This window comes from Caballeronia sp. M23-90, from assembly GCF_053574605.1.
Genome location: NZ_JBSIPA010000036.1, coordinates 1 through 26,567, shown reverse-complemented (window position 1 = coordinate 26,567; position 26,567 = coordinate 1). Strand labels below are relative to the sequence as shown.

27 protein-coding genes and 1 pseudogene are annotated in these 26,567 nt (G+C 58.8%); 7 read left to right on the top strand and 21 right to left on the bottom strand.

All coding sequences use genetic code 11. The annotated features are described in order from the left end of the window. The 5 genes and pseudogenes from ACRXB1_RS06355 to catA all read right to left on the bottom strand — a co-directional run. Positions 1 to 542, bottom strand: a pseudogene (locus ACRXB1_RS06355) (SDR family NAD(P)-dependent oxidoreductase); the annotation flags it as partial. Then, complete coding sequence (gene benC, locus ACRXB1_RS06350; protein WP_449491484.1) at positions 539 to 1,561, bottom strand: benzoate 1,2-dioxygenase electron transfer component BenC; 1,023 nt, start codon at positions 1,559 to 1,561, stop codon at positions 539 to 541. The pseudogene ACRXB1_RS06355 and the gene benC, both read right to left, overlap by 4 nt. 40 nt (positions 1,562 to 1,601) lie before the next feature. Further along, on the bottom strand, positions 1,602 to 2,090 hold the full coding sequence (benB, locus tag ACRXB1_RS06345) for a benzoate 1,2-dioxygenase small subunit (RefSeq protein WP_449491483.1): 489 nt from the start codon (positions 2,088 to 2,090) through the stop codon (positions 1,602 to 1,604). Next, positions 2,087 to 3,445, bottom strand: a complete 1,359-nt coding sequence (locus tag ACRXB1_RS06340) for a Rieske 2Fe-2S domain-containing protein (protein ID WP_449491482.1) — start codon at positions 3,443 to 3,445, stop codon at positions 2,087 to 2,089. Before ACRXB1_RS06340 ends, benB begins: the two co-directional genes overlap by 4 nt. A 107-nt stretch (positions 3,446 to 3,552) precedes the next feature. Continuing rightward, positions 3,553 to 4,485: a catechol 1,2-dioxygenase gene (gene catA / locus ACRXB1_RS06335; RefSeq protein ID WP_449491481.1), complete on the bottom strand. Its 933-nt coding sequence runs from the start codon at positions 4,483 to 4,485 to the stop codon at positions 3,553 to 3,555. Positions 4,486 to 4,662: 177 nt separating this feature from the next. Here catA and ACRXB1_RS06330 point away from each other — a divergent pair, with 177 nt between their 5' ends. The 4 genes from ACRXB1_RS06330 (at position 4,663) to ACRXB1_RS06315 (ending at position 8,379) form a co-directional block, all read left to right on the top strand. Further along, positions 4,663 to 5,586 (top strand): LysR family transcriptional regulator, encoded by a 924-nt coding sequence (locus ACRXB1_RS06330; RefSeq protein ID WP_449491480.1) that lies wholly within the window; start codon positions 4,663 to 4,665, stop codon positions 5,584 to 5,586. 104 nt (positions 5,587 to 5,690) lie between these two features. Next, positions 5,691 to 6,818, top strand: a complete 1,128-nt coding sequence (locus ACRXB1_RS06325) for a muconate/chloromuconate family cycloisomerase (protein WP_449491479.1) — start codon at positions 5,691 to 5,693, stop codon at positions 6,816 to 6,818. A gap of 37 nt (positions 6,819 to 6,855) precedes the next feature. Then, the gene (gene catC / locus ACRXB1_RS06320; protein WP_062003686.1) at positions 6,856 to 7,134 is read left to right on the top strand and encodes a muconolactone Delta-isomerase; all 279 of its coding nucleotides are present in this window, start codon (positions 6,856 to 6,858) and stop codon (positions 7,132 to 7,134) included. A 591-nt stretch (positions 7,135 to 7,725) separates the two neighbouring features. Further along, a complete protein-coding gene (locus tag ACRXB1_RS06315) occupies positions 7,726 to 8,379 on the top strand; it encodes an RNA polymerase sigma factor (protein WP_449491478.1) in 654 nt (217 codons plus the stop codon). 505 nt (positions 8,380 to 8,884) lie between these two features. Here ACRXB1_RS06315 and ACRXB1_RS06310 read toward each other — a convergent pair. Continuing rightward, positions 8,885 to 9,526, bottom strand: a complete 642-nt coding sequence (locus tag ACRXB1_RS06310; RefSeq protein ID WP_449491477.1) for a glutathione S-transferase family protein — start codon at positions 9,524 to 9,526, stop codon at positions 8,885 to 8,887. Positions 9,527 to 9,866: 340 nt separating this feature from the next. Here ACRXB1_RS06310 and ACRXB1_RS06305 point away from each other — a divergent pair, with 340 nt between their 5' ends. Together ACRXB1_RS06305 and ACRXB1_RS06300 are read left to right on the top strand one after the other, a co-directional pair. Then, positions 9,867 to 10,472 carry a TetR/AcrR family transcriptional regulator gene (locus ACRXB1_RS06305; RefSeq protein ID WP_449491476.1) on the top strand — a complete coding sequence of 202 codons (606 nt, stop codon included), beginning with the start codon at positions 9,867 to 9,869 and terminating at the stop codon, positions 10,470 to 10,472. Between the two features lie 122 nt (positions 10,473 to 10,594). Then, a complete protein-coding gene (locus ACRXB1_RS06300) occupies positions 10,595 to 11,284 on the top strand; it encodes a type 1 glutamine amidotransferase domain-containing protein (RefSeq protein WP_062170973.1) in 690 nt (229 codons plus the stop codon). Between the two features lie 75 nt (positions 11,285 to 11,359). Here ACRXB1_RS06300 and ACRXB1_RS06295 read toward each other — a convergent pair whose 3' ends face one another. From ACRXB1_RS06295 to ACRXB1_RS06285, 3 genes are all read right to left on the bottom strand, one after another. After that, positions 11,360 to 12,256, bottom strand: a complete 897-nt coding sequence (locus ACRXB1_RS06295) for an NmrA family NAD(P)-binding protein (protein WP_449491475.1) — start codon at positions 12,254 to 12,256, stop codon at positions 11,360 to 11,362. A 128-nt stretch (positions 12,257 to 12,384) separates the two neighbouring features. Continuing rightward, positions 12,385 to 12,927 carry a carbonic anhydrase gene (locus ACRXB1_RS06290; protein WP_449491474.1) on the bottom strand — a complete coding sequence of 181 codons (543 nt, stop codon included), beginning with the start codon at positions 12,925 to 12,927 and terminating at the stop codon, positions 12,385 to 12,387. A 61-nt stretch (positions 12,928 to 12,988) separates the two neighbouring features. Further along, positions 12,989 to 13,723 carry a hypothetical protein gene (locus ACRXB1_RS06285; RefSeq protein WP_174362617.1) on the bottom strand — a complete coding sequence of 245 codons (735 nt, stop codon included), beginning with the start codon at positions 13,721 to 13,723 and terminating at the stop codon, positions 12,989 to 12,991. 385 nt (positions 13,724 to 14,108) lie between these two features. On the opposite strand from ACRXB1_RS06285, the gene ACRXB1_RS06280 reads away from it, so the two are divergent. Beyond that, complete coding sequence (locus tag ACRXB1_RS06280; protein ID WP_449491473.1) at positions 14,109 to 15,065, top strand: GlxA family transcriptional regulator; 957 nt, start codon at positions 14,109 to 14,111, stop codon at positions 15,063 to 15,065. Between the two features lie 55 nt (positions 15,066 to 15,120). Here ACRXB1_RS06280 and ACRXB1_RS06275 read toward each other — a convergent pair whose 3' ends face one another. From ACRXB1_RS06275 to ACRXB1_RS06220, 12 genes are all read right to left on the bottom strand, one after another. After that, complete coding sequence (locus tag ACRXB1_RS06275; RefSeq protein WP_174362619.1) at positions 15,121 to 15,885, bottom strand: SDR family NAD(P)-dependent oxidoreductase; 765 nt, start codon at positions 15,883 to 15,885, stop codon at positions 15,121 to 15,123. Between the two features lie 11 nt (positions 15,886 to 15,896). Beyond that, positions 15,897 to 16,562 carry an ANTAR domain-containing response regulator gene (locus ACRXB1_RS06270; RefSeq protein ID WP_449491472.1) on the bottom strand — a complete coding sequence of 222 codons (666 nt, stop codon included), beginning with the start codon at positions 16,560 to 16,562 and terminating at the stop codon, positions 15,897 to 15,899. A gap of 1 nt (position 16,563) precedes the next feature. Then, positions 16,564 to 17,718: a transporter substrate-binding domain-containing protein gene (locus tag ACRXB1_RS06265; protein ID WP_449491471.1), complete on the bottom strand. Its 1,155-nt coding sequence runs from the start codon at positions 17,716 to 17,718 to the stop codon at positions 16,564 to 16,566. Positions 17,719 to 17,760: 42 nt separating this feature from the next. Further along, positions 17,761 to 18,747, bottom strand: coding sequence for an acetamidase/formamidase family protein (locus ACRXB1_RS06260; RefSeq protein ID WP_062003002.1), 987 nt, complete (start codon positions 18,745 to 18,747; stop codon positions 17,761 to 17,763). A gap of 12 nt (positions 18,748 to 18,759) precedes the next feature. Beyond that, positions 18,760 to 19,467 (bottom strand): ABC transporter ATP-binding protein, encoded by a 708-nt coding sequence (locus tag ACRXB1_RS06255; protein ID WP_062170986.1) that lies wholly within the window; start codon positions 19,465 to 19,467, stop codon positions 18,760 to 18,762. After that, complete coding sequence (locus ACRXB1_RS06250; RefSeq protein ID WP_062170988.1) at positions 19,464 to 20,177, bottom strand: ABC transporter ATP-binding protein; 714 nt, start codon at positions 20,175 to 20,177, stop codon at positions 19,464 to 19,466. The genes ACRXB1_RS06255 and ACRXB1_RS06250 overlap by 4 nt, the downstream gene beginning before the upstream one ends. Beyond that, on the bottom strand, positions 20,174 to 21,190 hold the full coding sequence (locus ACRXB1_RS06245) for an ABC transporter permease subunit (protein WP_375507790.1): 1,017 nt from the start codon (positions 21,188 to 21,190) through the stop codon (positions 20,174 to 20,176). Before ACRXB1_RS06245 ends, ACRXB1_RS06250 begins: the two co-directional genes overlap by 4 nt. Before the next feature lie 60 nt (positions 21,191 to 21,250). Beyond that, entirely contained in the window at positions 21,251 to 22,120 is an 870-nt protein-coding gene (locus tag ACRXB1_RS06240; RefSeq protein ID WP_062003006.1) for an ABC transporter permease subunit, read from the bottom strand. 84 nt (positions 22,121 to 22,204) lie between these two features. Next, entirely contained in the window at positions 22,205 to 23,437 is a 1,233-nt protein-coding gene (locus ACRXB1_RS06235) for an urea ABC transporter substrate-binding protein (protein ID WP_086383901.1), read from the bottom strand. A gap of 209 nt (positions 23,438 to 23,646) precedes the next feature. Beyond that, entirely contained in the window at positions 23,647 to 24,588 is a 942-nt protein-coding gene (locus ACRXB1_RS06230) for a phosphotransferase (protein WP_174365100.1), read from the bottom strand. A gap of 13 nt (positions 24,589 to 24,601) precedes the next feature. Further along, positions 24,602 to 25,537 carry a phosphotransferase gene (locus ACRXB1_RS06225; protein WP_174365099.1) on the bottom strand — a complete coding sequence of 312 codons (936 nt, stop codon included), beginning with the start codon at positions 25,535 to 25,537 and terminating at the stop codon, positions 24,602 to 24,604. 4 nt (positions 25,538 to 25,541) lie between these two features. Beyond that, the coding region (locus tag ACRXB1_RS06220; RefSeq protein ID WP_449491470.1) for a hydantoinase/carbamoylase family amidase at positions 25,542 to 26,567 on the bottom strand (1,026 nt) is incomplete at its 5' end.

The following is a 26,567-nucleotide window of genomic DNA, read 5'->3' as shown; positions in this document are numbered from 1 at the left end:
TGTGGCCACAACGCGGATGTTGTGCTCCGCGTACTCATCGCGAGCGACTGGGTTATCGCGTTGACACCGCCCTTGGCCGCCGAATACGGGACACGGCGTATGCCGCGCGTGGCGTTCGAGGAAACATTGACGATGGTTCCGGCGCCGCGCTCGAGCAAGTACGGCAATACGGCATGGCAGGTGTACAGGGTAGGCATGAGCGAGCGGCGAATTTCCGCATCGATCTGCTCCGGTTCGAACTCGGCATAGGGGCGCATGCGAATCGCGCCGCCGACTCCGTTGATCAAGATGTCGATCCCGCCGAATCGCTTAACTGCAAATGCCATTGCTGCGGCTGCGCCGGCATAGGTCTCGAGGTCGGCTACAAACCCAGCCGTCTCCCCGTCGTTGGCCTCGGCGGCGATCTCGGCTACAAAATCGGCCCGATCAACAAAGAGCACCCTGGCACCTTCGGCGGCCGCACGCAGCGCCACGCCGCGCCCAATGCCCTGAGCCGCGCCGGTGACGACCATGACCTTGCCCTTGAATCTTTTCATGGTCATGCCGTCTCCAGTTCTGCATTGGGGGCGAACTTCTCATAGTGGAAACTGCGAGGCTTCACGCCGCTGTCGTCGAAATACTTGCGCACCGCGTCGACCATTGGCGGCGGCCCGCACAGGTAGACATCGACATCGCCATCATTCAACGCCCCGGCCGGCACATGCTGCGTGACCCAACCTTTGCGGGGATGGGCTGAATCGGCATTGGCCACAACGGTGTCGTAGCTGAAATTGGGCAGCTTCTTCCTGTACATCTCAATGGCGTCGACGTGCACCAGGTCGAGGTCTCGGGTCACGCCATAAATGAGGTGAACATGTTGTTGCGAGTTGGCTCGCGCGAGCACTTCCAGCATCGACAGGAACGGCGCCAGTCCCGTACCGCCGGCAATGAATAGCAGCGGCCGCTCAACGGCGCGCAGATAGAAGCTGCCAAGCGGCCCGGTCAGCTCTACCTTGTTGCCTGGTTGTGCCGATTCGAGCCAGGTGGTCATCACGCCTCCCGGAATCTTCTTGATCAGGAAACTGATCCTGGATTCACCGGGCGGCGATGAAAACGAGTACGAGCGGTGTCGGCCGCTGCCAGGAACGTCGATGTTGACGTACTGACCCGGGAGGAACGCGGGCGCCGCACCTTCCACCTCCAGTTCGAGAACGACGGCCGCGTCGTTATGCGGTTTCACCTTCGTTACTGTCGCGGCAAAGGTGCTCCTCCCGGTCTTGCAGACGGTGGAAGATGCCGGCACGGCGATCACGCAATCGCTATCCGGGACCATTTGACACGTGAGTACGAGCCCGCTGTCCTTCTCGTCATCGCTCAGCGCGTCCTCGATGTAATCGTCGCCAAGGTCGTAGCTGCCGCTCTCAGCGCGGCACTTGCACGTCCCGCAGACACCGTCCGAGCAATCCATCGGCAGATTGATTTTCGCGCGGAAGGCTGCATCGAGCACTTTCTCTCCCGGCTTGCATACGACGAAGCGAGTGACGCCGTCCTCGAAGTTGAGTGCCACGTTGTAGCTCGGCATGTTGCCTCCTTTTCTGCAAATGTATTACCGGCGCTTGCCATCAGACGTGGTACACGTCGAGCACCTGACGGATATAGTCGTTCTTCAGCACGATTCGCTTGTTGGAAATCAACAGGTCGTCGCCGACCCCGCGCAAGGTGACGAACATGGTGCCGAAAAAATAGTCGGTGATCTTGTATCGATGACTCAGCGTGTTGAAGTTGTAACGCACGTCCACTTCGTTGCCACGTTCGGCCAGCACCTCGACATTGGTCACGTTGTGGCTGGTACGCGGTTCAGGCATGGAAGCACCACTGCGTTCGGTCTTGATACGGAACACGCGGTCTTCCAGGCCGCCGCGATCCGGGTAATACATCAGCGAGATCTGGCTCTCGTGGTCATCGGTCACCCGGTCGTCGTCATCCCACGCCGGCATCCAATACGTGACGTCCTCGGTGTAGCAGGCGAGCCAGTCATCCCATTCGCGGTCATCGAGCAGGCGCGCCTCACGGTACAGCAACGCGCATATGGTGTGGTAGTCGAAGCTCATACGACCGCCTCCCCTTGCTCCTTTTTCAGCGCATCGCGCATCAGTCTTACCCAGTATTCGTGCTGGGTTACAAAGAGCCCTTCGTCTTCGCTGCGCTCACCCGAGATGAGCGGGTTGAGACCCATGCTTTTCGCATTTCTGTCCGGGCCATCGACCCACAACGGAGCGCCGCGCGAGAGGTCGTTCCACAATGCAGTGGTGCCTGCGTAGCCGGCCTGGCACGCGCGGAACTCCTCGAGGTCATCTGCGGTGCCCATTCCCGAGACGTTGAAGAAATCCTCGTATTGGCGAATGCGGGTGGCGCGGTCGGCTGCACTCTCGCCTTTTGGTGCAAAGCAGAAGATGCTGACTTCAGTTTGACCAACGCTCAACGGACGGACCACGCGAATCTGGGTGCTGAACTGGTCCATTAAAAAGACGTTCGGATACAGGCAGAGATTGCGAGTTTGATTGACGATGAAATCTGCTTTTATGTCGCCGACCCGAGCCTTGATTTCTTCGCGTTGTTGATAGACCGGGCGCACTTCCGGATTCATCGAATTGGTCCAGAGCAGGATGTGACCGTTGTCGAATCCGTACACGCCGGCGATCGACTTGCTCCAGCCGTTCGCATCGACAGCCTTGGTGCCATCGACCTTGCGCCGGCCCATGGTCGCGGCGTAATTCCAGTGCACGGTGCTGACGTGGTAACCATCGCATCCATTCTCCATCTGCATTTTCCAATTCCCGTCATAGATGTACGAGGAATTGCCACGCAACACTTCAAGCCCGTGAGGCGCCTGATCGACGATCTGGTCGATGATGACCTTGGTCTCGCCGAGGTAGTCCTCCAGCGACATGGCGTCAGCATTGAGACTGCCGAACAGGAAACCGCGGTAGCTCTGAAACCGCGGTACCTTTTTCAGGTCATGCGAGCCGTTCGAATTGAATTGAATGGGGTATTGCGTGGTCTTCTCATCTTTCACCTTCAAGAGCTTTCCGGTGTTGGCGAATGTCCAGCCGTGAAACGGACACGTAAAGCTGCCTTTGTTGCCATGCTTGCGCCGGCAAATCATGGCGCCTTTATGAGCGCAGGCGTTGATGACCGCGTGAAGTTCTCCGGCCTTGTCTCGCGAGACGACTACTGGCTGACGGCCAATCCATGTGGTGTAGTAATCGTTATTGTTGGGAATCTGACTTTCATGCGCCAGATACACCCAGTTGCTTTCGAAGATGTGTTTCATCTCCAGTTCGAACAAACCGGCATTCGTAAAAATATCGCGGCGGCAGCGAAAAACACCGGTCTGCTTGTTGTCCTGGACGGCGGTGTTCAGCAGTTCATCCAACAGCACGGACTTTTCGATAATTGCGGACATAGAGGCTCTCCCTGTGCAGGCTCCGAGCATGGAGCCGTGCACCGGTGTCAGTGATTTTTGCGGGGGATCAAGCGACGGCAGCGCTTCCGGGCAGCCGCTTCAGGCGATCAAGCCGTAGCTGATACGCGCGGACGATGGACGACCTGGTTGTCCTTGCCCTGGACGAGCGGCGTCAACGCGAAGTTGAACTCGATTTCCCGGTATGCGTCGGATTTGAGGCCGAGCGCAATGCCACCGGTTTTCTCGACCACATGCGGAATCAAGTCCTCGCGGGTCGCATAGGCAAAGTCGTCCCAGATCAGCGGGTCGCCTTCAATATTGATTTGCGTGGTCAGCTTGCGGTGCTTGTCGCTGCCGGCGAAGAAATGCACATGCGCCGGACGGTTGCCGTGACGAGCGAGCACGTTCAGCAGTTGCTGAGTCGCGCCATGCGGCGGGCAACCGTAGCCGACCGGCATCAGCGTACGAAACTCGTACTTGCCGTCGACACCCGTTTTCACCGCCCCGCGCAAGTTGAAATCGCTCTGCGCTCCGGTCGGATCGAAGTGCGAATAAAAGCCTTTAGAGTTGGCGTGCCAGCACTCGACAGTCGCATTTGCGACGGGCTTGCCATCCAGGCCGGTCACGGTGCCACGAATGACCAGAGGGCCCGCTTCCTGATCGGGGTCGCTGTCGATCTTGGATACCCCATCGTGCACTGGCGCACCGGCGACATAGAGCGGGCCTTCAATGGTACGCGGCGTGCCCCCGTTGATCTCGGCTTCCCTGTCCGCAGCATCCATGCGAATGTCGAGGTACTTTTCAATGCCGAGGCCAGCGGCGAGCAACGCCGCTTCGCCATCCTGACCAAGCTTGTTGAAATAATTGACGCCGGCCCAGATTTCATCGGGTGTCATATCGAGGTCGTCGATTGCCTTGAATAAATCGCTCAGCAGGCGGCCGACAATCTGTTTGGCGCGAGCATTGCCGCTCTGGCTCTCAACGTTGGCAGCGGCCTTCAACAGGTCTTGCGCTTCTTTCGTAGCGAAAACTTTCGTCATTGTCTTCTCCAGAATCTTTTGTGCTTATGGTGGGGGTTAACCCCTGTTTCAACGCAGTTGCAGAATGCCTGAAAGGTATAATCGGGCGTTGAACAGAGCGTAAAAACAGAATAAGTCCAGTCGGAAAGGCCCGTCCAACACTGATTTAGTATCGGGCTATATCAAGGAGGTATCGAGATGGAACTCCGGCATCTGCGCTACTTCGTAGCGGTAGCCGAAGAGCGCAATTTCACGCGAGCGGCCCAGCGGCTTCACATGGCCCAACCGCCCTTGAGCCGGCAGATACAGCAACTCGAAGAGACACTCGGAGTGCAACTGTTCGAGCGCAACTCGCGCCCGTTGAAGCTCACGGAAACGGGCAAGTTCTTCTATCTCCATGCCGTGCAATTGCTGGCGCAAACCGCCGAGCTCGAATCCATGACGAGGCGAGTCGGCAATATCGAGCGCAGCCTTTCAGTCGGCTTTGTGGGCTCGACCTTGTATGGAATGCTGCCGAAAATCATCCGGCGTTTCCGGGATGAAAACACGACGGTCGAGTTGAGTCTCCACGAGATGTCGACAATGGACCAACTCAGGGCGCTTAAAGACGGGCGCATCGATATCGGGTTCGGCCGTATCCGGCTCGAAGACGCAAACATACGCCGAGTAGTGCTTCGCGAGGAAAAGATGATCGTCGCCTTGCCGGAAGGGCATGCGCTTTCCATGAGCAAGCCCGTCCTCGCGCTTCGGGACCTGGTGAACGAGACGCTGATCATTTTTCCGAAAACGCCGAGACCCAGTTACGCCGACCAGGTCCTCTCCGCATTCCAGGAGAGGGGTCTGAAGCCTCACCGGATTTATGAAACGCGGGAACTGCAAGTCGCGCTCGGGCTGGTAGCCGCCGGCGAAGGGGTGTCTGTTGTGCCGAGCAGCGTGCATGGCCTGAAACGCAGCGACGTGAGCTATAGGGAGCTGGATGATCCCACCCTTGTATCGCCCATCATCATGAGCACGCGCTTGCTTGACGAGTCGCAAGACATCAAGGAAATTCTGGAGCTTATTTACCGGCTCTACGAAGAGGAACACATACCCTACGTACCCCGCACCGGCTCCGGGGGCTAATGCTCGTCATACCGCAGAGGTATGGCACTAGACGTCGACGGTGTTGGACACGGGATCATGGGGCGCGTAATACTTGAGCAACTCATAAACTTTGCCCATCCGCCATGAATGCCCAAATCATCTCCGTCGAAGCAATCCTGGTCGACCTTCCGACCATTCGCGCGCATCAACTGGCAATGGCGACGATGCAGCAGCAAACGCTTGTCATTGTGCGCCTGCGTTCGAGCGATGATATCGAGGGTCTTGGCGAAGCCACCACCATTGGCGGCCTCGCTTACGGTGAGGAGAGTCCCGAGGGCATCAAGCTGACCATCGACACCTATCTCGCACCTGCGCTGATCGGAATGGATGCGACCAATGTCAACGGTGCAATGCTGAAACTGAACAAGGTCGCACGGGGCAACCGGTTCGCCAAATGCGCACTGGAAACGGCCTTGCTGGACGCTCAGGGCAAGCGCCTGGGCGTTCCGGTTTCAACGCTGCTGGGTGGCGCTGTGCGCAAGACACTTCCGGTCCTGTGGACGCTCGCGAGTGGCGATACTCAACGCGATATCGAGGAAGCGGAAATGCTCCTTGCCGAACGTCGTCACAACATCTTTAAACTGAAGATCGGCCGACGCGGCGTTCGTGAGGATGTGGCGCATGTATCGAAAATCAAGGCCGCACTTGGCCGCCGAGCCAAGGTCACCGTCGATGTGAATCAGGCATGGAGCGAGGTCGACGCAACCTTGGGGATCGAGGCGCTCGAAGCTGCGGGCGTCGACCTCATCGAGCAACCCACTCCACGAGAACAGCGTGGAGCGCTCGCCAGACTTGCGTCGCGCTTCATTGTTCCCATCATGGCCGACGAAGCAGTGACCGGCCCGGAGGATGCCCTCGAACTCGTGCGCGGTGCATGCGCGGACGTGTTCGCATTGAAGATTGCGAAATCCGGCGGCATCTACGCAATGATGCGCACTGCCGCCATCGCCGATGCAGCCGGCGTGTCCCTGTATGGCGGAACCATGCTTGAAGGCAGCGTCGGGTCGGTTGCGTCAGCCCACGGCTTCAGCGCGCTTCCCCAACTTGACTGGGGCACGGAGTTGTTCGGCCCCCTTTTGTTGAAAGACGACATCGTCACCGCGCGTCCCCAATACCGCGACTTCGATCTGCATTTGCCGGAGGGGCCGGGGCTGGGTCTTCATATCGATGAGGAAAAGCTCGCTTTCTACCGGCGCGACAAACGCAATTAAGCCCACAAACCCTGTACCTTTGGACGATAAGAAACTCATGCTATATCTTGTGAGAATGGATGTACACCTGCCACTCGATATGCCAACGGCTCAGGCCGACGAGATCAAGGCACGAGAAAAAGCCTACTCGCAAGAACTGCAACGCTCCGGGAAGTGGCAGCAACTGCATCGCGTTGTTGGCGAGTATGCGAATTACAGCGTTTTCGACGTCGACTCACACGACGAACTGCATGCGATCCTTTCCGGATTGCCGTTGTTTCCATACATGACGATGAACGTGACGGCGCTCGCACATCACCCGTCGTCGATCCGCTGAAGCTGCGAACGCACGCACTCGCAAGCCTTGACGCCGCACGCAATTCGCACCTGTCAGAGACCAGTTGCGTCACCCGTTGTTCCCAACCACGTCTGTCCACTTGCATGGCGACGAAGTTGCGCGGGCTAGAGGTCTAGCGATGCTCTCTAGGCGGCACGAAATCAACGTCCAATCGTCGACGGCCAGTTGCAACAACAGATCCTAATTTTTCTATTACGGCTCGGTTCATACCTCAAGCCGCTCGTCTCCAGTCTCGCATCGAACAAAAGCGATGCGCTCTCGTTGCACACGAACGCCGTGTATGGCGTATTCGATGGCGCTTGTCACTGAGCTTCAACGCTTAGCGTGTTGGTCGTATGTTTCAATAACGCGTTTTCGCTTGCATGCGGTCGCTGCAATATAGGCTTGGCGCGTGCTACAAGCAGACGCTTCGCAAGCGACCGACGTTGCGCGGGTTTTCAACAGACCGTCCGGCAAGGGTTCTAAACTGGTTCCAGGCTTCTTGCGGGCACGGCGGTTGCGACATGTGTTTTCGGGGACAAATCATGATGTTTGCGCGGCAGCATCGCTGTCTCCTCACACGAGATCGCAATGCAAACCATATTCCCTGTTGATCCGGGTGCCGCTGTACTTGTCGAACTTCTCGAACGAATTTCAAGCCGCGATGTAAAAGCGCTAAGGACGCTTTACGAACTTACCTCTCCAAACCTGCTTGTCATCGCACTTCGCATACTGCGACGCAGGGAGTTTGCTGAAGAAGTACTACAAGACACATTCGTCAGCGTCTGGAAGTTCGCTCCTGACTATAACAGCAGCGTTTCCCCGCCAATGGCGTGGATGGCGGTGATTGTTAGAAGTCGCACCTTCGACTATTTAAGACGACGCAAATCCTCTGCGGGGCCGGAGATAGAGTGGAGCGACAAGCTTGACGAAATCTTGACGGCTGAAACACTTGATCCCTGTGAACTTGCCGCGTTGAATCAACAAGCGCGACACTTGGCAACATGCATGAACTTCCTCCAAACCAATCAGAGGCGTGCATTGGAGCTAGCGTACTTTCATGATTTAACGCACAGGGAGATAGCGGAGGAAATGACCGTACCGCTTGGTACGGTCAAGGCATGGTTACGTCGTGGAACCGAAGCGCTCAAGGTCAGTCTGGGCACGAATGGCGGGACCGTCTCATCAACGTCGCCGGCAACTGCGAAACATCTCTCTTTAAGTTCGGCACGGGTAATCAATTAGGCATACGTCTATAAGCTCGGGTCCTGGAGACTTGCCCAAGGCGTCCACAGCCCGACACATCGGACGCAGGCCGACCCGAAACGGTCAATCAAATCCATACAAAGCAGTCATTCAGTCAAGTCCCAAATTGAAGCCATTTTGCTCATCCGGGAACCCGGGCGCGCGACGATCTACGTAGTTCGTTTCCATTCCGGTGCTGTAGTTACTCTGAATGCATTGGACAATTGCCGCTTGTCATTTCCAGACCCGGGGATTTGCCCATCAAGGTGTTCTGCACAACGTTTGAATCCGAAGCGAGTCAAAGCATGAGTCTTATCCATCTTCTCCACCTTGACACCGGTTTCCACTATCTGCCGCACCGGACGACACCTCCGCTATCCAGGCTGACGCGTCGTCCGTTAGACGGTGCGCGCAGAGTCCCAAGTTAATTGACCAAGTTGGGATGACATGCCTCGGCTGAGCAAGCTCAACAACTACGGCCAGTTTGAGCAAGCGTCGATCCGCTTCAAGTAAGCAACGGCGTCAAGTCCGGATCGCCTTTAGCCATCGCCCGCTGGTATGCGGGCCGTGCGCCGATGCGCTGCAGATACGCGAGTATGTAGGGATAAGGCGTAAGGTCGACAGAATGAAACAGGCGCATGGTGGTCAGCGAGAATACGCTCATGATGTCGGCTGCGGTGAAGTCGCTTCCAGCCAGATAATCGTTCTGCGCGAGCCGCGCTTCGAGCAGCGCGAGCACCTTGTCCAGCCGTTCTTGCACCGATGCCTGAATCGGATGATCGGGCGCGAGGCCGCAGCGTCCCACCATCATCGATCGTCCCATCACCGGTTGAAGATTTCCATTGGCGAAATGGAACCAGTAAAGGTAGGAGGCAAAATCCGGATGGTCGGGCGCAAGCTGCAATCGTCCGTGCCCATAGCGCGCAAGAATGAATTCGACAATAGCGGCCGACTCAGCGAGCAACATACCTTCGACTTCGACAAGGGGCGCAGCGCCGAGCGGGTGCAGCGCTTTCAGTTCCGGCGGCGAAAGGCGGGTGACCTCGTCTCGCGTATATTTTTCGAGCTCGTAAGGAACGCTGAGTTCTTCGCAAAGCCAGACGACACGTTCCGATTGAGAATGACCGAGGTGATGGATTTTCAGCATGAAGCTTTCCTGGCGAGAATGTGAAGACAGGCCGAAGCCAGTCGGTAGTGACGCTAGATAGCGCGAGGCTTGGAACGCTTGCGAACGATGGATTACAGCTTTCGCGATTTCCACGAGCGTCGTCGACGAGCGAAACTGAACGCGCATGAACCCGCACCAGGATAGGCAATGACCGACGAGGTTCGCAACCTGCGGGAAGCGCCACCCTATTTTATATGGCCGAAAAGCGCATTATGAACGGCGACTTGGGGCTGATGGCCTGCCTCTGTCCTCGCAAACGTCACGACACCTTTTCAAACTACTTGTAGACGACTGGTCTACTACGCGTTATAGTCCGTACATGGCCATTGCAAACACATCTGAAACCACCGACGTCCGCGAGAACATCATCGCCGTCGGTCAACGGCTGATCGGCGCCAAAGGGTTTTCTGCCGTTGGCCTGAATGAAATTCTTTCGGAGGCCGGCGTGCCGAAGGGATCGTTCTACCATTACTTCGGTTCGAAAGATGCGTTCGGCGTGGCGCTGCTCGAGAGTTACTTCGAGGACTATCTGGACGATCTTGACCGGACGCTTGCTCAGCCCGGCCTGGATATGGCACAGCGGTTGGCGGACTACTTCCGCATCTGGCAGGAAACGCAATCGTTCTATGACTGCCAGGGCAAATGTCTTGCGGTCAAACTGGGCGCCGAAGTGGCGGACATGTCGGAAGCAATGCGTGCCACTTTGAATCGCGGCACGGCAGGCATCGTCAGCCGACTGGCGCGCGCTATCGAGACTGGCGTGACGGAACGATCGCTTGCAATTGAGGGTGACCCGCAGAACGTTGCGCAAAGCCTTTACCAGCTATGGCTGGGCGCCAGTATCATGGTCAAGATCGTTCGCAATGTGCAGCCCTTCGCAATGGCAACGACGACAACGCAGCAGATGCTTCACCTTGCCACCTGAAAGATCGGCGCGGCAAGTGCACCTTTCCGGAGGTGCTTTTTTAGGCCCATTCTATAGACGACTGGTCTACTATAACCGTTAGCCCTATACCGAATCGCTGACTCACCCGACGGAGAAACACCATGAAAGTACTGATGATCCTGACCTCGCACGACCAATTGGGCAGCACCGGCCGCAAGACCGGTTTCTGGCTCGAGGAACTGGCAGCGCCTTATTACGCGTTCAAGGACGCCGGCGTGGACATCGTGCTGGCTTCGCCCAAGGGTGGCCAGCCGCCGCTCGACCCGAAGAGCAACGAGCCCGCGAACCAGACCGAAATGACGCATCGCTTTGAAGCCGACTCGCAGGCAACGGCGCAACTCGCGACCACCGTGCGCCTCGACAGCGTCTCGCAGTCCGACTTCGATACAGTCTTCTACCCGGGCGGTCACGGTCCCCTGTGGGACCTCGCCGAAGACAAGAACTCGATTGCGTTGATCGAATCGTTCATCGCCGCTGGAAAGCCAGTCGCCTTGGTCTGCCACGCCCCAGGCGTCCTTCGCCACGTCAGGTCGGCGGACGGCAAGCCGCTGGTCGAAGGCAAGAAAGTGACCGGCTTCACGAACTCAGAGGAAGCTGCAGTCGGGCTGACCGATATCGTGCCGTTCCTCGTGGAAGACGAACTCAAGGCGAAGGGCGGCGTATATTCGAAGTCCGATGACTGGGCGCCCTACGTCGTCAGCGACGGGTTGCTGATCACGGGGCAAAACCCCGCTTCATCGGCGCCGGCTGCGGCTCTTCTGCTCAAGCACCCCGCGCTCGCCGCGAAGTGAAAAAAGCCGCGCGAAGTGGGAGGCGCGCGGCGACAAACGATGCTCGAATTCTTCGGGTTCATCGCATGGAAAAAGCTATTGCTCTTTTTCCCGCTGAAAAACCGCGCGGTTCGCAGTCACGTAATCGCTCACTGACATTGGCTTCCTGCCGGTGATTCGTTCGACATTGTCGTTCGTGCCTGCGAACTCGCCCGCCTGATAAGCCCGATACACTGAAACGATGTGCTGAATGAAATGCGCTGACAGGCCGAGCTGTGTGAGCCGTGCTTCGAACGACTCGAAGCTCTCGTCCTCGTAACGGATCGGTCGGCCGAGCGCTTTGCCCACCGCCTGCGCCAACGCCTCGTGATTCATTTCTTCAGCACCGAACAGCGGATAGGTTTTGCCCCCATGAGGCGCGGGATCCAGAAGGATACTGGCGATCACGCGACCCTGGTCGGCAGCGGCGATCGGCGCGTGCCGGCCGGTGCCTGCGGGCACACGAAGCAAGTCGTGGTTGGCAATAAGCGGCAACTGGAAACCGTACGTCAGCCATTCCATGAAGAACGTCGGACGCAGATGCGTTGTCGGAACACCGGCCCAATCGAACACGCGCTCGCCATACCAGTGGGCGAGCGCAGCCTGGCTGCGCGCGTCGTCCTTGGCCGAGATTTGCGACATATTGACGATCGACTGAACGCCAGCAAGCTTTGCCGCATGCGCGAAATAGGCTGTCGCATCGATGAGCCGCGCTTGCATGACCGGGTACACGAAATACGCGCCAGCGACACCCTGCAGCGCCGCGTGCACAGCATGACTGTCCAGCAGGTCGCCCATGACGACCTCGACGTTTCTCTCGCGCAACGCGGACGCACGCTCGTCTTCGCGATGCACGAGCGCCCGCACGCGTGCGCCCTTCGACAGCAACTCCGCAATGGCGGCGCTGCCCGTGTCTCCAGTGGCGCCTGTGACCAGGTATAGATCAGGGTTCATCTCATACTCCAATAGAAGAGCTCATCGGCAGGACTGTCCACGCGCCGAGACTGAAGCGATCGGTAGTTCGGACGAGTGCCGGCCTGCTCGCTATGCGGGACCCGCTCGTGCCGATTCGCACACCGTCGCTAAGCGGCGGGCGTCCGCAGAGGCGCTGGGGCCGCCACTGTCTCGACCAGGCCGGTTTTCACGTCATAGACCAGACCCGACAGCATCAGCCCTTCGGGAAGCTCGAGACGCGTCTTGAGTGCCGCGATATCGAGGAGGACAGCCTTGCGAGGCTCCGTGATCGCCATATCGTCCAGAGCGGCTGACTCGACGTCGAGATACTTGGCGAGCACCGCAGGTGCATGCCGGTAGCAGCCGATGATGCCGCAATCAGTATGCTGAAGCAGAACGAGATTGCGTGGCCCTCCGGGACGTCCGGCCGCGGCCCCTACGACGCTCAGCACTGCCAACGTTTCGAGCAACGCATTGTTGACTCGGCCGCCGACATTACGAATCACCGCCGCTTCGCCCAGCTTCAGGCCCAGCACGTTCGCGGGATCGACACGCGGGTCGACGCAGCCCACGACGATCGTTCCTGTCGACGGCATCATCTTGAGGTCAGGCTTAAAGCCCGTTGTGGAAAAGCTGGCGTTACGTTCGAGCATGTCGTCATGGAAGTTCATTTGTCTCCACTCCTGCATGTTGGGGAAAAGTTGTCCGGCTGGAATTTCGATCGCGATGCGGCTATCGACTTGTCGCGTCAGCCGGACAGTTGCCGCGCTTGCGTACTTTGGTCGCGCCCGGACGAAACGCTCGAAACGCGAGGATGTGTAAGGCCAGCGCCAGGGGTACGAAGAACCCCGGAATGAACGTGTACGGGAACATCAGGATTGCCGTGTCGGGCGGATCTGCATCGATCAGTCGAAGCGGTCCTGGCGCCGTCAACACGGCACGCGCGACGATGTTCGCCAGCGAAATTATTCCGATGACATTCCACGCCCATGCGATCCGGCGACCAGCCGTACCGCGCGATGCGAGCCATGCAGCTACGGGCGCGGTAACAGCCACTACTATCTCGATGTTGCCGCCCTCGAGGGTCATCAGTTTCGGCGCCAGGCCAAGACTCCAGAGATGATGCAGGAACATTTCCACGCCGACGCGAAATACCTGAAATCCGATCAGGACACCGAGCGGAATCTGCTCGGCGAGCATAGCGCCGCCTCGGGTCAGCACAACACCCAGCACCGCGGCCAGCACCGGCAGCGTGAGTAACGCTATGCCGGGAGGGAATGTGTTCGCATGCCGCCCCACGATACCTGTCACGCCCATCCATCCATCAAATACCAACCAGATCGCGATAAAACCCAGCGTCGTGGTCGCTTCGCGAGAGCCGAGCCTCACGCATACAGCGATCGCAGCCGCGGCGGCGACCAGCACAAGATAGGCGATAAAAACGGCCGACAGTGACACGGTAGGCATGTGTTTAATTTAGACGGAATGCAGTCCAGTCAATCACGAGCCCGAGCACGTCCGGACGACTGCAACGCGCGCGCAAATCCATCATGCGCTTCCTCTTGTAGATCTGCCAGAAATCGCGAACTGAACGGCCTGCTTGCCCAGCTCCAGGATTTTTCGAACGACCTTAGGACGGGCGCTATCTGTACGGCGGCCGCTTCAAGAATCTTCGACATGATGGCGTTCCTTTCGGCCGATACAAGGTGAACAGGGAAAGCGCTTGTACCTTAACGCGTCCAGCCGTTACGATGCATGTCGTAATTGCCACCATTTAAGACGTTTGCAGCGGCGAGCGAAGCACGGGAACGTCCTGTCGTCACTTGCGAACTTTCAGACTGCTGGAGGAAAGATGCATCGGATAGGATTCATCGTGCCTCAGAGGTTTCAGCTGATGAGCCTCGCGGCGCTTACGGCGTTCGAAATAGCGAACCTGCCCCCGACAGGCGAGTGCTACGACATTCATCTGCTGTCGGAACATGGCGGACCGGTGCGCTCGTCGGCCGGCATGACGCTGGAAACCGAAAAGTTTGGCGATCCGTACTTCGACACGGTCATCGTCGGTTCGATCACCGAGTTGAAAATGCCGCCATTCGAACCGGCAATGATCGCGTTCGTGCAGGAAGCGGCCAAAGCGTCCAGACGGATCGCCTCGATTTGCAGCGGGGCATTCGTTCTCGCCGAAGCCGGCCTGTTGAATGGCCGGCGTGCAACCATGCACTGGGCACATGCGGCCGAGTTCAGGACGCGCTTCCCCGAGGTCGCAACAGACGAAGACCGGATTTTCGTCAACGATGGCCCTGTCTGGACCTCGGCGGGAATGACCGCCGGGATCGACCTTGTGTTGGCGTTGATCGACCATGACCTCGGCCCCGACGCCGCAAAAACGGTTGCCAGGCTTCTCGTCATGAATCAGCGTCGGCTAGGTGGACAGAAGCAGCATTCGGCACTGCTCGACATGACGCCCAAGTCCGATCGCATCGAATCGGTCTTCGTGCACATCCGGAGCAATCTGCGCAGTCCGCTGACGGTCGAGGAGCTGGCGGCCGTGGCCAATCTCAGTCCTCGCCAGTTCAGCAGGGCCTTTGTGGCCGAGACTGGTGTTCCACCGGCAAAAGCGGTGGAACAGCTTCGGCTCGAGGCTGCCAGATTCATGATCGAGCAAGGCCGGCACACGCTCAATGTGGTAGCCGATGAAACGGGCTTTGCAGACAGGGAGCGCATGCGCCGCGCTTTCCTTCGGACGTTCGGTGTTTCGGCAGATGTGCTGCGTCGAAATGCCAGAACAGAACCGGTCGCCAACAGATGAAATCCGGCCGGCGAAAGGCTTTTCCGAAGACGCGGCGATCGCGCTCACGCCCTGCCTATAACTGCACGCCCCGCGTCAGTGCACCGTCTACCACGAGGTTCGTGCCGCTGACAAAGCTCGCAACAGGGCTTGCAACAAACGCGACCGCGTTCGCGATTTCCTGTGGCGTCGCCATGCGCTTGGTCGGATTGAGCGCGAGCGCTTCGGCATAAAGCGCCGGATTGTTGTTCTCGATCCAGTCCCACACGCCGCCCTTGAAATAGACGTTGCCCGGCGACACTGTGTTTGCTCGAATTCCCTTCGCCGCAAGCTGGTAAGCAAGGCCCTGCACGTAATGCACGATCGCCGCCTTGAACGTGCCGTACGGCCCCGCGGCAAAGTCCACTTCCCGACCTGAAACACTCGAGATGGCAACGATCGAAGCGGCTTGACTGGCTTCGAGATAAGGAATGGCGGCATCGACCAGGTTGACCGTCCCGAGCATGTCCGTTTCGAACTGCTTGCGCCACGATTCAATGTCGTTCGTGATGGAAAGCGCGCTCACATTCGCCACGACAATATCAAGGCCACCCCATTGCTTAGCAACGTCTTCCACCCACTGCTTGAGCGCTGCGCCGTCGGCCACGTCAATGCCTGCGCCCAACGCCGCGCTCCCGCTCAGTGCGCCGAGGGATGTAGCCGTTTGCTCGGCTGCGTGCGCGTCGCGCGAGCAGATCGCAACCATTGCCCCTTCCTTTGCCAGTGTTTGCGCAATCGCCAGCCCAATGCCTTTGGTGCCGCCCGTGACAATCGCCTTCAGTCCTCTTAGCTGCAAATCCATTTTGGGGTCCTTTAAAGGTCCGGCTGGGTATGGGTATCGTCGGGACAGGGCTTGATGGCCGTGCGTTTCACCTTCAGCAATTCGCCCGCCTGGATAATCGAGTGGCACATGTCGTCGACGCTGACGCGCTTGGCCATCGCCTGGCCGCGGAGAATTTCATACGCTTCAGCTTCCGATATCTGATGCATTGCCATCAGGATCGACTTGGCCTCGTTGAGATGCCGCGCACCATTCACCTTCTGCTCGAGGCTCGCGATCCGCTCCGTCATCTGCCGGTTTTGCCTGGCATTCTGCATGGCGAACACGACCGTTGCCAGCAAGCCTGAGGCACGTATTGGCGTCGTGATGATCGCGTTCGAGCCCATCTTCAAAGCCTGGTCGATAAACGTTGGATTCTCGTAGGAGATGATCGATATCACCGGTGGCGCTTCCGGCCCGAGCCATGCATCCCTGGGCGCCTGCTCTTCCGGAATCAGCGCGCGAAAAACCAGGTCGACCTTGTCCGGCAGCACTTCGAGCGGCGGCCATAATGCCGTCACCTGAAAGCCCATGCGCTTCAGGTGATTGGTGAGGGTCGCGCCGTCGTTGTCGTCGGGATGAAAGACGACGACAGACAGACCCCGGTTCAGTACCGAACCGGTCAGGCTGCGTTGTCGACCCTCACGTTGTGACGTCACGTCAGTACTCCCGCGTGCTGAGCTTCGTCACCCAGTCGCCCAGGCTCTGTGATGCCATGTACGGGTCCGGGGGCACCGCGCTGGCCGATTCGCGCAGGATGGAAAACTGCCCGTCGCTTTCCGCGCGCCCGATCCGCGGATACAGCGCCATGTGATGATTGACGCGGTCGATATGCACAAGCCCTTGCGGCGCGGCGAACTGCGCGCCAAGCAAATGCGGCATGATCGTGCCGATATCGTCCGAGCCTGCCTTATTGAAGGCATTTGCATACATGTGCATCTGGTAGTACGCCGCCTCCCAGTTCATGTCGGTGGGATGCTGGCGTCCAAACCGCTCTGTATGGCGCGCGAGCGCTGTTCTGTTTTCAGGCGTGCCGATACTTTGAAAATACGGCGCCGCAGTGATATGTCCGGTCGCGACGCCACGTTCCATCAACGATATTTCGGTTTCCGATGTATTCAGGCTGCCTATTGGCATGCGCGCCGGATCCAGATCCGCATGCGCGAATGCCTGGTAGAGATATGGCACGGTACGCCCTATCACCGTGCAGAAAATGAAGTCGGGGCGTTTCTTCCGGATGTCCGCGACGACATCGGCGAAATGTTCGAACGGTGCGTTCAGATCCAGATACCGTTCGCCCAGAATCGCGCCGTCGGGATGCTGCAGCAACAGTTCCTGCATTGTCCGGTTGCATTCATAGGGATACACGTAGCGCGATCCGACCATGTAGCACCGCGCGCCGTAGGTCGACGTCATGAAGTCTGCAAGCTGCAAGCCGTTCTGGTTCGGTGAAGCGCCGCTATAGATGATGTTCTCGGAAAACTCGAAACCTTCGTATTGCTGCGAGTAAAACAGCAGACGATTATGTTTCTCCACGACGGGCAGCATCGCCTTGCGGCTCGACGACGTGTAACCGCCAAAGATCACGTTGACGCCGTCGTCGAGAATCAGCTTTTCTGCAAGCGCCCGAAAGCGTGTGGAGTCCGAGCCCGGATCGTAGTGCACGACCGACAACTCACGCCCTGCTACACCGCCGCGCTGATTGATCTCCTCCACGGCCAGGATCGAACCTCGCCATTGCGACATCTCCAGCGGCGCAGTTGCACCGGTAGTCGAGCAGAGCAGCCCGATCTTGACAGGTTCGGATAAAGACATGGAGCGCTTTTCAGATCAAACATTCATGGGACAGCGTTGGCATCACTTCAGGTAGTGCTTCGCGATCATTGCGCCGACCGTGTATTTTGGATCGACAAAATTGCCGAGACGCACCTTGCCGCATTGACTCAGCATCATATAGGCATCCCATTTGTCGAATCCGTATTCCGCAGCCATCCACAGCACGAGTTCACGATACGCAATCCGCGTCGCGTCCTCGAGCGGCCGCGCGCTGCCGATGCTCATCAACGCGTCCTCGTTCTCAAGACGTGGCCACGCTATGGCCCAGTTCTTGATCAGGTCCACGCGGATGGTGGTCGTGCTTGCGTATTCAACTGCCGTTCCGCAGACCTCCCCGTCGCCCTGGCACGCATGCGCGTCGCCAATGAACAAACGGGCGCCCGGCGAGCGGACCGGCAGGTAGGTGATGCTGCCCGGCCCCATGTCAGGTACGTCCATGTTGCCGCCATGCGAATCCGGTGTCAGCGAATTGATGGAGTCGATTTCCGGGGAAAGACTCAACGTGCCGATATGCGGCTTGTACGGCAGGGTATTGCGCCGGCTCCAGTAGACGTTGTCTTCGTCGATCCTGATCTTGCGGACAATTTCCGGCAGCGGTTCATTGAGCAAGGCCGTGTAGTCCGTACCCGTCAGCGCGCCGAAGTTGGGGATCATGCAGCAAAAGCCATGGGGATCATCGCCACGCGGCGCCATCTTTTCGATGTACACCGCAATCACGTCACCCTTCTCCGCCCCTTCGATCATGATCGGGCCATTCTGCGGATTCAGGAACGGCATCTTCAGGATTTGCGACGGCTTGTCCGTCTCGGACGTGATCTTGCCTTCGAACGCATCACGCGTCTCGACCACGACCGTATCGCCAGGCTGAACGTGCATGACCGGTGTGGAATACGGACCGATGGTGTAATGAAACGTGTCCTGCAGCGCTTCGGTCAGGTGATGGGTCGTGCCTTCGCGATTCGCGCCCACGCCGCGTTGCATCATGATCGAATCCTTAAGCCATTGCATGCCGTGTCCTTTCTAAAGTGCCAGATACTGGCGAATCAATTCTTCGTCGGCGAGTTGGGCGCGGTCGAGCGTGCTGACAATCCGCCCCTTGTCCATCACGCAGCAGCGCGCCGCGACGCTTTCAACCATCCCCATGTTCTGCTCGACCAGCAACACACCAATTCCGGTTTCATGAGTTATCCGGGTCAACGTCTCGCCAATCAGATCCACGATTGAAGGTTGGATGCCTTCGGACGGTTCGTCGAGCAACAGGATCTTGGGCGACCCAATCAACGCACGCGCAATCGCAAGTTGCTGCTGTTCTCCGCCGCTCAGCGTGCCGGCTTTCTGCTGGAAGCGTGCGCCGAGCACGGGGAAATAGCTCACGACCTTGTCGAGCATTTCCGTAAGGTGCGCGCGGTTCGACTGAGCGCCCACTTGGAGGTTTTCACGCACCGTCAAAGCCGGAAATACCTCACGGCCTTGCGGTACGTATCCCACGCCGTGCCGTGCGCGCGAATACGGACGCGAGTCGCCAATCTCTTCGCCGTTCAGCGCAATGCTGCCGGCCATCAATGGAACGAGGCCAATCAACGCGCGCATCAGCGTTGTCTTGCCAACACCGTTGCGCCCGATCAACGCGAGAATCTCTCCGCGCTCGACCGTCATGGAGACGCCGTTCAGGACCTTGCCACCGGCATAGCCACATTCAACGCCGGCAATTTCGAGCAGAGTCGTCATTTCTTCTTGCCCAGGTAGATTTCGGCGACGTCATCGCGTGCGAGGATTTCCTCCAGCGGGCCATCGGCGAAAAGGCGGCCCGCGTGCAATACCGTCACGCGCGTCGCCACCTGCCTCACGAAGGCCATGTCGTGCTCGACGACCATGATGGTGAGTCCGCGCTCGCGCAAGCCCATGATCAACTCGCCCGTTGCGTGCGTTTCTTCCGCGGACATCCCGGCGACGGGTTCATCGAGGAAAAGAAGCTTCGGTTTGAGCGATACGGCCATCGCGATCTCGAGCCATTGCTTCTTGCCGTGTGACAAGTTGCCTGCGAGCACGTGTTCTTCCTCGGTCAGCAAGAACTGATGAAGCAGTTGCCCAAGCGACTCGATGCGATCGTCTTTCGCCCGATGCAAACCGAGCTGCAAATGCTGGCGCACGGTGAGTTCCGGAAAAATGCCCGGGATCTGGAACTTGATGCTCATGCCCATGCGGATTCGCTCATGAGGCAGCACGTGATTCAGATCGCGGCCAAGGAACGAAACGGACCCGGCACTCGGACGATGCTCGCCCGTGATGAGCTTGAAGAAGGTGCTTTTCCCGGCACCGTTCGGCCCGATCACACAGCGGATCTCACCCGCGCCGATTGCAAAGTCGATACCGTTGATCACGTGCGCACCGCCAAAATGCTTGGCAAGCGCACGGGTTTCGAGCAGGTTGGTGCTCATGGCTCACTCCTCGTGCGTGCCTTGAACGACTGCGTTGAATGCGCCTTGCGCGCAGTGCCGCGCCGCACGAGCTTGAACATCAAAGGCAGCAAACCTTCAGGTGCCACCAGCACCACGAACAGGAGGATGGCGCCCATCAGGATCAGCGCGTACTGGCTTCCGTAGATTGCAAGCCATTGCGACAGCCACACGAGCAGCGCCGTGCCGATGATCGCGCCACCAATGCTTCGGCGCCCGGCCGTTGCGACCCAGATGATCGGCATGGCGGCCGACGTCAACCCCATCGCGGATGGCGTGATGTACGAACCCCAGATCGTATAAAGCGCGCCGGACAAGCCGCCGAGTGCGCAGCCGAATACGAAGATGAGGAGCTGATGCCGGCGGATATCGACGCCCAGCATTTCGGCCCGTTGCGGATTTTCACGGATCGCAACGAGCGTCAGCCCAAAAGGAGAATCCAGAAGGCGCCGGGTAATTCCATAGACAAGCGCGAGCAGCACGACGACCAGATAGTAAAAGCGCGTATTCTCCAGCGTCACTTCGCCGCCAAACCACGGTATTGACAAAGGCGGCATGCCGGACATGCCGTTGTATCCGTTGAGGCGCGCCTCACCGATGGCCCATTGCGGTCCCGCCGTTTGCGCCATGAACGTCTCGAGGACGAGCGTCACCGAAAGCGTCACGATGCCGATAAACACGCCCTTGATCTTGCCGTAGAAAATCATGTAACCGAGGAGCGCCGCGACGACCACGCTCACCGCGAGTCCGATCAGCAACCCGCTCCATGACGAGACCCAGCCATCGCCAAGATTGATCGTGACGATTCCGTAGGTGTAGCCCGACAGGCCGAAGAACGCGGTTTGTCCGAACGACAGAATGCCGCCCTGGCCCCACATCGCGGCAAGCCCTATTGCCGAAAATGACCAGACGAGGCAATACGCGAAGTTGCCGCTCGCAGTGCTGTCGACAACAAGCGGCAGACACAAGGCCAGCAGCCACGGCGCGAGTCGCATGACCGTCGGAACGAGGCGTCGCGCCGGGGCATTGGAAGTTGCTTGATTCATCGGCGATTCCTAGCGTGCGCGACTGAAGAGATTGCCCAGTCCCTGCGGCATCAGACGGATCACGACGATCACCGTCAGCAGCAAGCCGATTTGTCCGAACAGTTGTCCATACGACGCCGTGAGCGCGGTTTGAATGACGGCGAGCGCGGCGGCGGCCGGCGTGGTTCCGGCGATGACGTTGGCGCCGCCCACCACGACCGAGACAAACGCCTGCACGATGAAGTTCGTACCCATCGTCGGGACCGCCGTCATGGTCGGTGCATAGAGTGCGCCCGTGAGTCCAGCGAGCCCGGCGCCGAGCGCAAAGGTCAGCGTATAGAGCCGGTCCGTGCGCAGCCCGAGCGATTGCGCCATGTTCGCGTTTTGAATCGTGGCTCGCGCGCACACTCCGTAGTTGCTCTTGAAAAACAACAGGTAGAGCAAGCCGAGAATAATCAGCGCGATGACCGGCAACACGGCGCGGTATGTGGAGAACGAATATTCGCCGAGAGCGAACGACCCGAAAGGCGTGCTGATCCCTTCCATGGACGGACCGGCCACGAGCAGCATGGTCTGCTGCACGATCAGGCTGATCGCCCAGGTCGCCACGACTGAATCGTAGAGCCGGTTGTAGAGATGCCGGATCACAAGCCGTTCGATGGCAACGCCAGCGATAGCCGCCGCGAGCGCGCCAGACAGCATGGCGAGAGGCAATGGGACGCCACGCTTCGCGCAGATGATGGTCACGTAGGCGCCGCACATGATGAACTCCCCATGTGCCAGGTTGATGATGCCCATCATGCCGAAGATGACGGCCAGCCCGAGCGCGGCAAGCACAAGGTAGGCGAAGTTGTCGCCAAACTGATAGATGACCGAATACAGTGCGGAGAGTGCTGTCATCGCGAAGAAGATCTCGTTGAAGCTTGGGTATCGGCATAAGCATGATCGCCCCGCCATGAAGCGCGAGGCGACCACGTCATTGCATCAGGACTTGGGCAGGCTCGACGGCGTGTACTGACGATGATCCGGCTTCACGGGAAGATTGCACCCGACTTGGCCGAGCCAGTACGGTTGGACGTCGTTCCATACCTTTGGAATCTCGACCGAGTGATCTTCCTTCACATGCACGAGATAGATCGTGTGGCTCAGGTGATGACTCTTCGGATCGATGCAGACCTTCCCTGAAGGTCCGTCCGTGCAGATGTTGCCGCCATCCAGCGCTTTCTCCACTGCAGCCTGATCGGTCGACTTCGCCTTTTCCACTGCAGCCTTGTACAAATATACGGCGTCGTAGGCGTTCGCTGCTTCCTGATTGATGTATGGCTCATTCGGATACTTGGCGTGGAAGCGCTTCTTGAAATCGTTGCTCGCGGGCGAGTCGACTTCTTCCACATAGTTCGCGGTGACGAACATGTCCTTCAGCGCCGGCGCCTTGAAGCGCTTGTGCTCATAGGCCTGGCCTACGTTCACGGAACTTCCCATCGGCAGGTTCAGATGGGCGGACGCCTGCTGCTCGTAGTAGGACGCCTGATTCGCGCCGACCAGCAAGGTCATCACGAAGTCCGGCTTCGCTTTCTGGATGTTTTGAATGGTCTGTCCGAACTGCGAGACGCTGAGCGGAATGAACTCTTCGCCGACCATTGTGCCGCCGTTTTCCTTGACGATATTGCGAACCCATTCCGCCGATATCTGGCCGAAGTTGTAATCCGCCGCGATCGTATAAACCTTCTTGCCGTACTTCTGCATCATCCATGGAATCAGCGTCGAGAATTGCTGCTCGGGAACCGCGCCGGTAACGAACACGTTCGAGTCACACACGCCGCCTTCATACTGGTTGTTGTACCAGTAGAGCTGGTGCGCGCGGTCCATGATCGGGCGGATCGCTTCACGCGACGCGCTTGAGAAGCCGCCGAAGATCACGTCGGCCTTGTCGGTCTGGATGAGGCGGCGCGACAGTTCCTGGAACTTGGTGTTGTCCGACTGCGTGTCATAGGCAATCAGTTTGATCGGCCGGCCCATGATGCCGCCCTTCGCGTTGATCTCGTCCACTGCAAGTTCGGTTGCGTGTATTTTGGGAATGGTGGCCAACGCGAAATTTCCCGATGCGTCTTCGAGTAAACCCAGCTTGATAGGGTCCGCTGCAATCGCGGCTACGGAAGAACAGGCAAGCGCGACCGAAACGGCCATGCGCAACCAGGATGACTTGTCAGCCAGCATGCGTTATCTCCTTGGATTCATTCGATCAAAAAAAAGACGAAAAAAAGCCCTCCGACGAACCAGGGTTCGTTGAAGGGCTTCGGTGCCATGTCCTCGTGCCGGCATCGTTGGCGGCATGAGGAATCTTGCAGCAATCTTAGGACGCCAAAAAACGCGGTGTCAATGCTCTTTGACTCAGGAGGCGAAAATTCGCCCCGGGAAAAACGCGTTCAGACGCTGCGCAGGAGCACGTTCCACTCAGGCGAGTCGATCACGGAGCGAGCGCGCATGAACTTCCACGCGCCATACTTGAAGTAGTCGAAGTCGAGCGTCGATATCTCGTTCTGAAGCATGGACCAGGTCGCCCATTTGAGATCGGCGAGCGCCTTGTGCACGATAACGCGCGCCATGTTTGCTTCGCTCACGCTGCCGAAGTAGGACTCGACCATTTCCTCTTCCATCTGGCGCGTAAAAAACATCTCGCCGCTCAATGCGCCGAGATCGTAGCAACGATCGTTGTTCGAAGCGTATTCGTAGTCGATCAACAGCACTGTCCCGGCTTCATCGCGGAGAAAGTTGCCGGGCATGGGGTCGTTGAAACACGCGACAATATCCAGTCCCGACGCTTCCAGCGCGGCGCGCGCGCGAGTGTACTCGCCGTGCAGGCGCGCGAAATCCGCGGGCAGTTTGCCACCGACCTCACGCACCTGTTCAACATGTTCGTCGATCAGGTTGAAGATGGTCTTAGTCAGCGGCAACAACGGCGAGGCGTGCAACGCACGATATGCGGCAATGATCGAAGCACGAAGCGGTGCGTCAAAAAAATCGCGGTTCGAACACGTCGTGCGCCCTTCCACGAAGTCGTTGATCTCCACACCCAGTTCGGCGGCAAAGTCGTAAAGGCGCGGCCCGATGCCAATGGTCTCGGCCTGCTTGCTTGCCGCAAACGCCACTTTGCGATCGATGAACTGCTCCGTTCCACGCCCCGGCACCTTGACGAAATAGCTCGTTGATTCGCTATCCAGCCAGACACGCCAGTTGCTGTTGCTGATGCCGCCGGGAACGGGCGCGTATCTCAACGCACGGCCGTTCCAGGGCTGGACGCTGCGCAGTACGGCTTCGATTTCCCGTTCGGCTTCGCTTGAAGCCGTACCAAGCATTTTCGTCTGCATCGTCATTGCCTTTTCAAAGCAGGGGAAGCAAGTCATCGGTGTCCATGCGCGACGCGGCCATCGAGCAGCGCAGCAGACGCCATTGGGCATACTTCAGGAACTCGACGTGCCGGCGCGGCGACGTCGCGTTCATCTTCAATCCCCACAGACCCCAGCGCAGGTCGTCGGCGAATGCATAGCACCGGGTACGCGCGAGCGCTGCGTCCGTAACGTGGCCATTCGCCATTTCCAGCGCCGCCGGCCACGTGGAAAGCTCGGGCAGGACCTCGTTCAGCGTCACGGCAATGTCGAATGCAGGGTCGGTGTTCGATGCCTCGTCGAAATCGACGAGTTGCAAATCGGCACCCGGGCCGCCGGCGCGCAGCATCACGTTCGAAGTCACACCGTCCGCGTGACACGGACATGTGTCGATGCCTGAAGCGGTGATTGCAGCACTCATGCGCGACGCAGTTACAACCAGGGTTGCAACGTCCGCCGTCAACGTCATGGATGCGGCGAGATGGCCGACGCGGTCGAACACGTTTGAATTCCGTTCGAACGCGGGGAGCACATGAATCGCGCGCTTGGCCGCAAGCAGTTTTTCGAGTGTGTCGGGCTTTGCAAGGTCATCGAGATGGGCTGTCTGCCAGGTGTCATCGAGCAGATCGAACGCGCTTATCCCGAACAACTCATTCAGGTGACGCGGGCCTGGCGTGAGGCCGATCGCGGCAACCGCAGCAGCCGCTCGCCAGGACGCGCCGATGTCTACCGTTTCCGCGAGATCCCGATGCAATATCTTGACGAAAAACGCGGGTGGCGCGTCACCGATGCCCACGCGAAGACATTCGCTCGATACACCGCGATGCATCGGCGACATGACAGGCGTAAGCGCGGCTTCGTAGCTGACCGGTCCGCTCGCCCACGCAGCGATCGAACGGATGGCCGCTTCCACATGTGGCGAAGGCAGCATGACCTCAGCCTCCTCTTGCCGCTGCAACCGGGTCGCCGCCCGACTGGCACAGGCGCGTCGCCACGCTCATGAGCACAGTCATGCCCGTGTCGAGATCATCCGAATGCGTGTCCTCATTTTCGTTGTGCGCAATACCGCCAACGCTCGGCACGAACACGAGTCCCGTCGGACACGTATCCAGCAGACTGAGCGCGTCGTGGCCGGACACTGTATCGATCTCCCGGCTGCGCACCCCTGCCTCCAATGCACAACGCTTCACGAGTTCGCCCACTGCCGGCGGAAGCACGCGAATCGAACGGCTCGTGCGATTGCCGATCTCGACGGCGACGTTGGCGCGCTGCGCCGCAGTATCGATGGCTTGCATCGCGATGATTTCCGCTTCCTGGAGAATGCTGTCGTCCACGGCGCGCAACTCGATGGACAAATCCGTTTGCGACGGCACGACATTAGGCGAGTTGGGCTGCACGACGAGCCTTCCCACGGACGTATGAATCCGGTCCGGCCATTTGTCCGCAATGGCCCGAACGTCGCAGATCAATTGTGCCGCGGCGAACAGTGCGTCGCGTCGCGCGCCCATCTTTGCAGGACCGGTATGCGCCTGTTCACCTTTGAACGACACGTCGATTTTCGCGGCACCCCAATTACGCGTGACGATCCCGATGGGCACCTCGTCCGCTTCCAGCAGCCCGCCCTGCTCCACATGCAACTCGACATAGCAGGATGGCACGCAAGGCGGCGCGTCCGTGCCACGATAACCAATCGCCGCGAGGGCATCGGAAAGCGTCACGCCGTCGTCGTCGCGGCTCGCGAGTGCATCGTTCATGCTCATCTTGCCAACGTACGTTCCGCTGCCGAGCAGACTCGGACGAAACCGCGCGCCTTCTTCGTTCGTCCAGTTCACCGCGCAAAAATCGCTGTCGAACGATACACCCGCGCGTTTTGCCAGCATCAGCCGCCGTCCTGCTTCGAAGGCCGCCAGCACACCGAGCACGCCATCGAAGCGCGCGCCACGCGGCTGGCTGTCGAGATA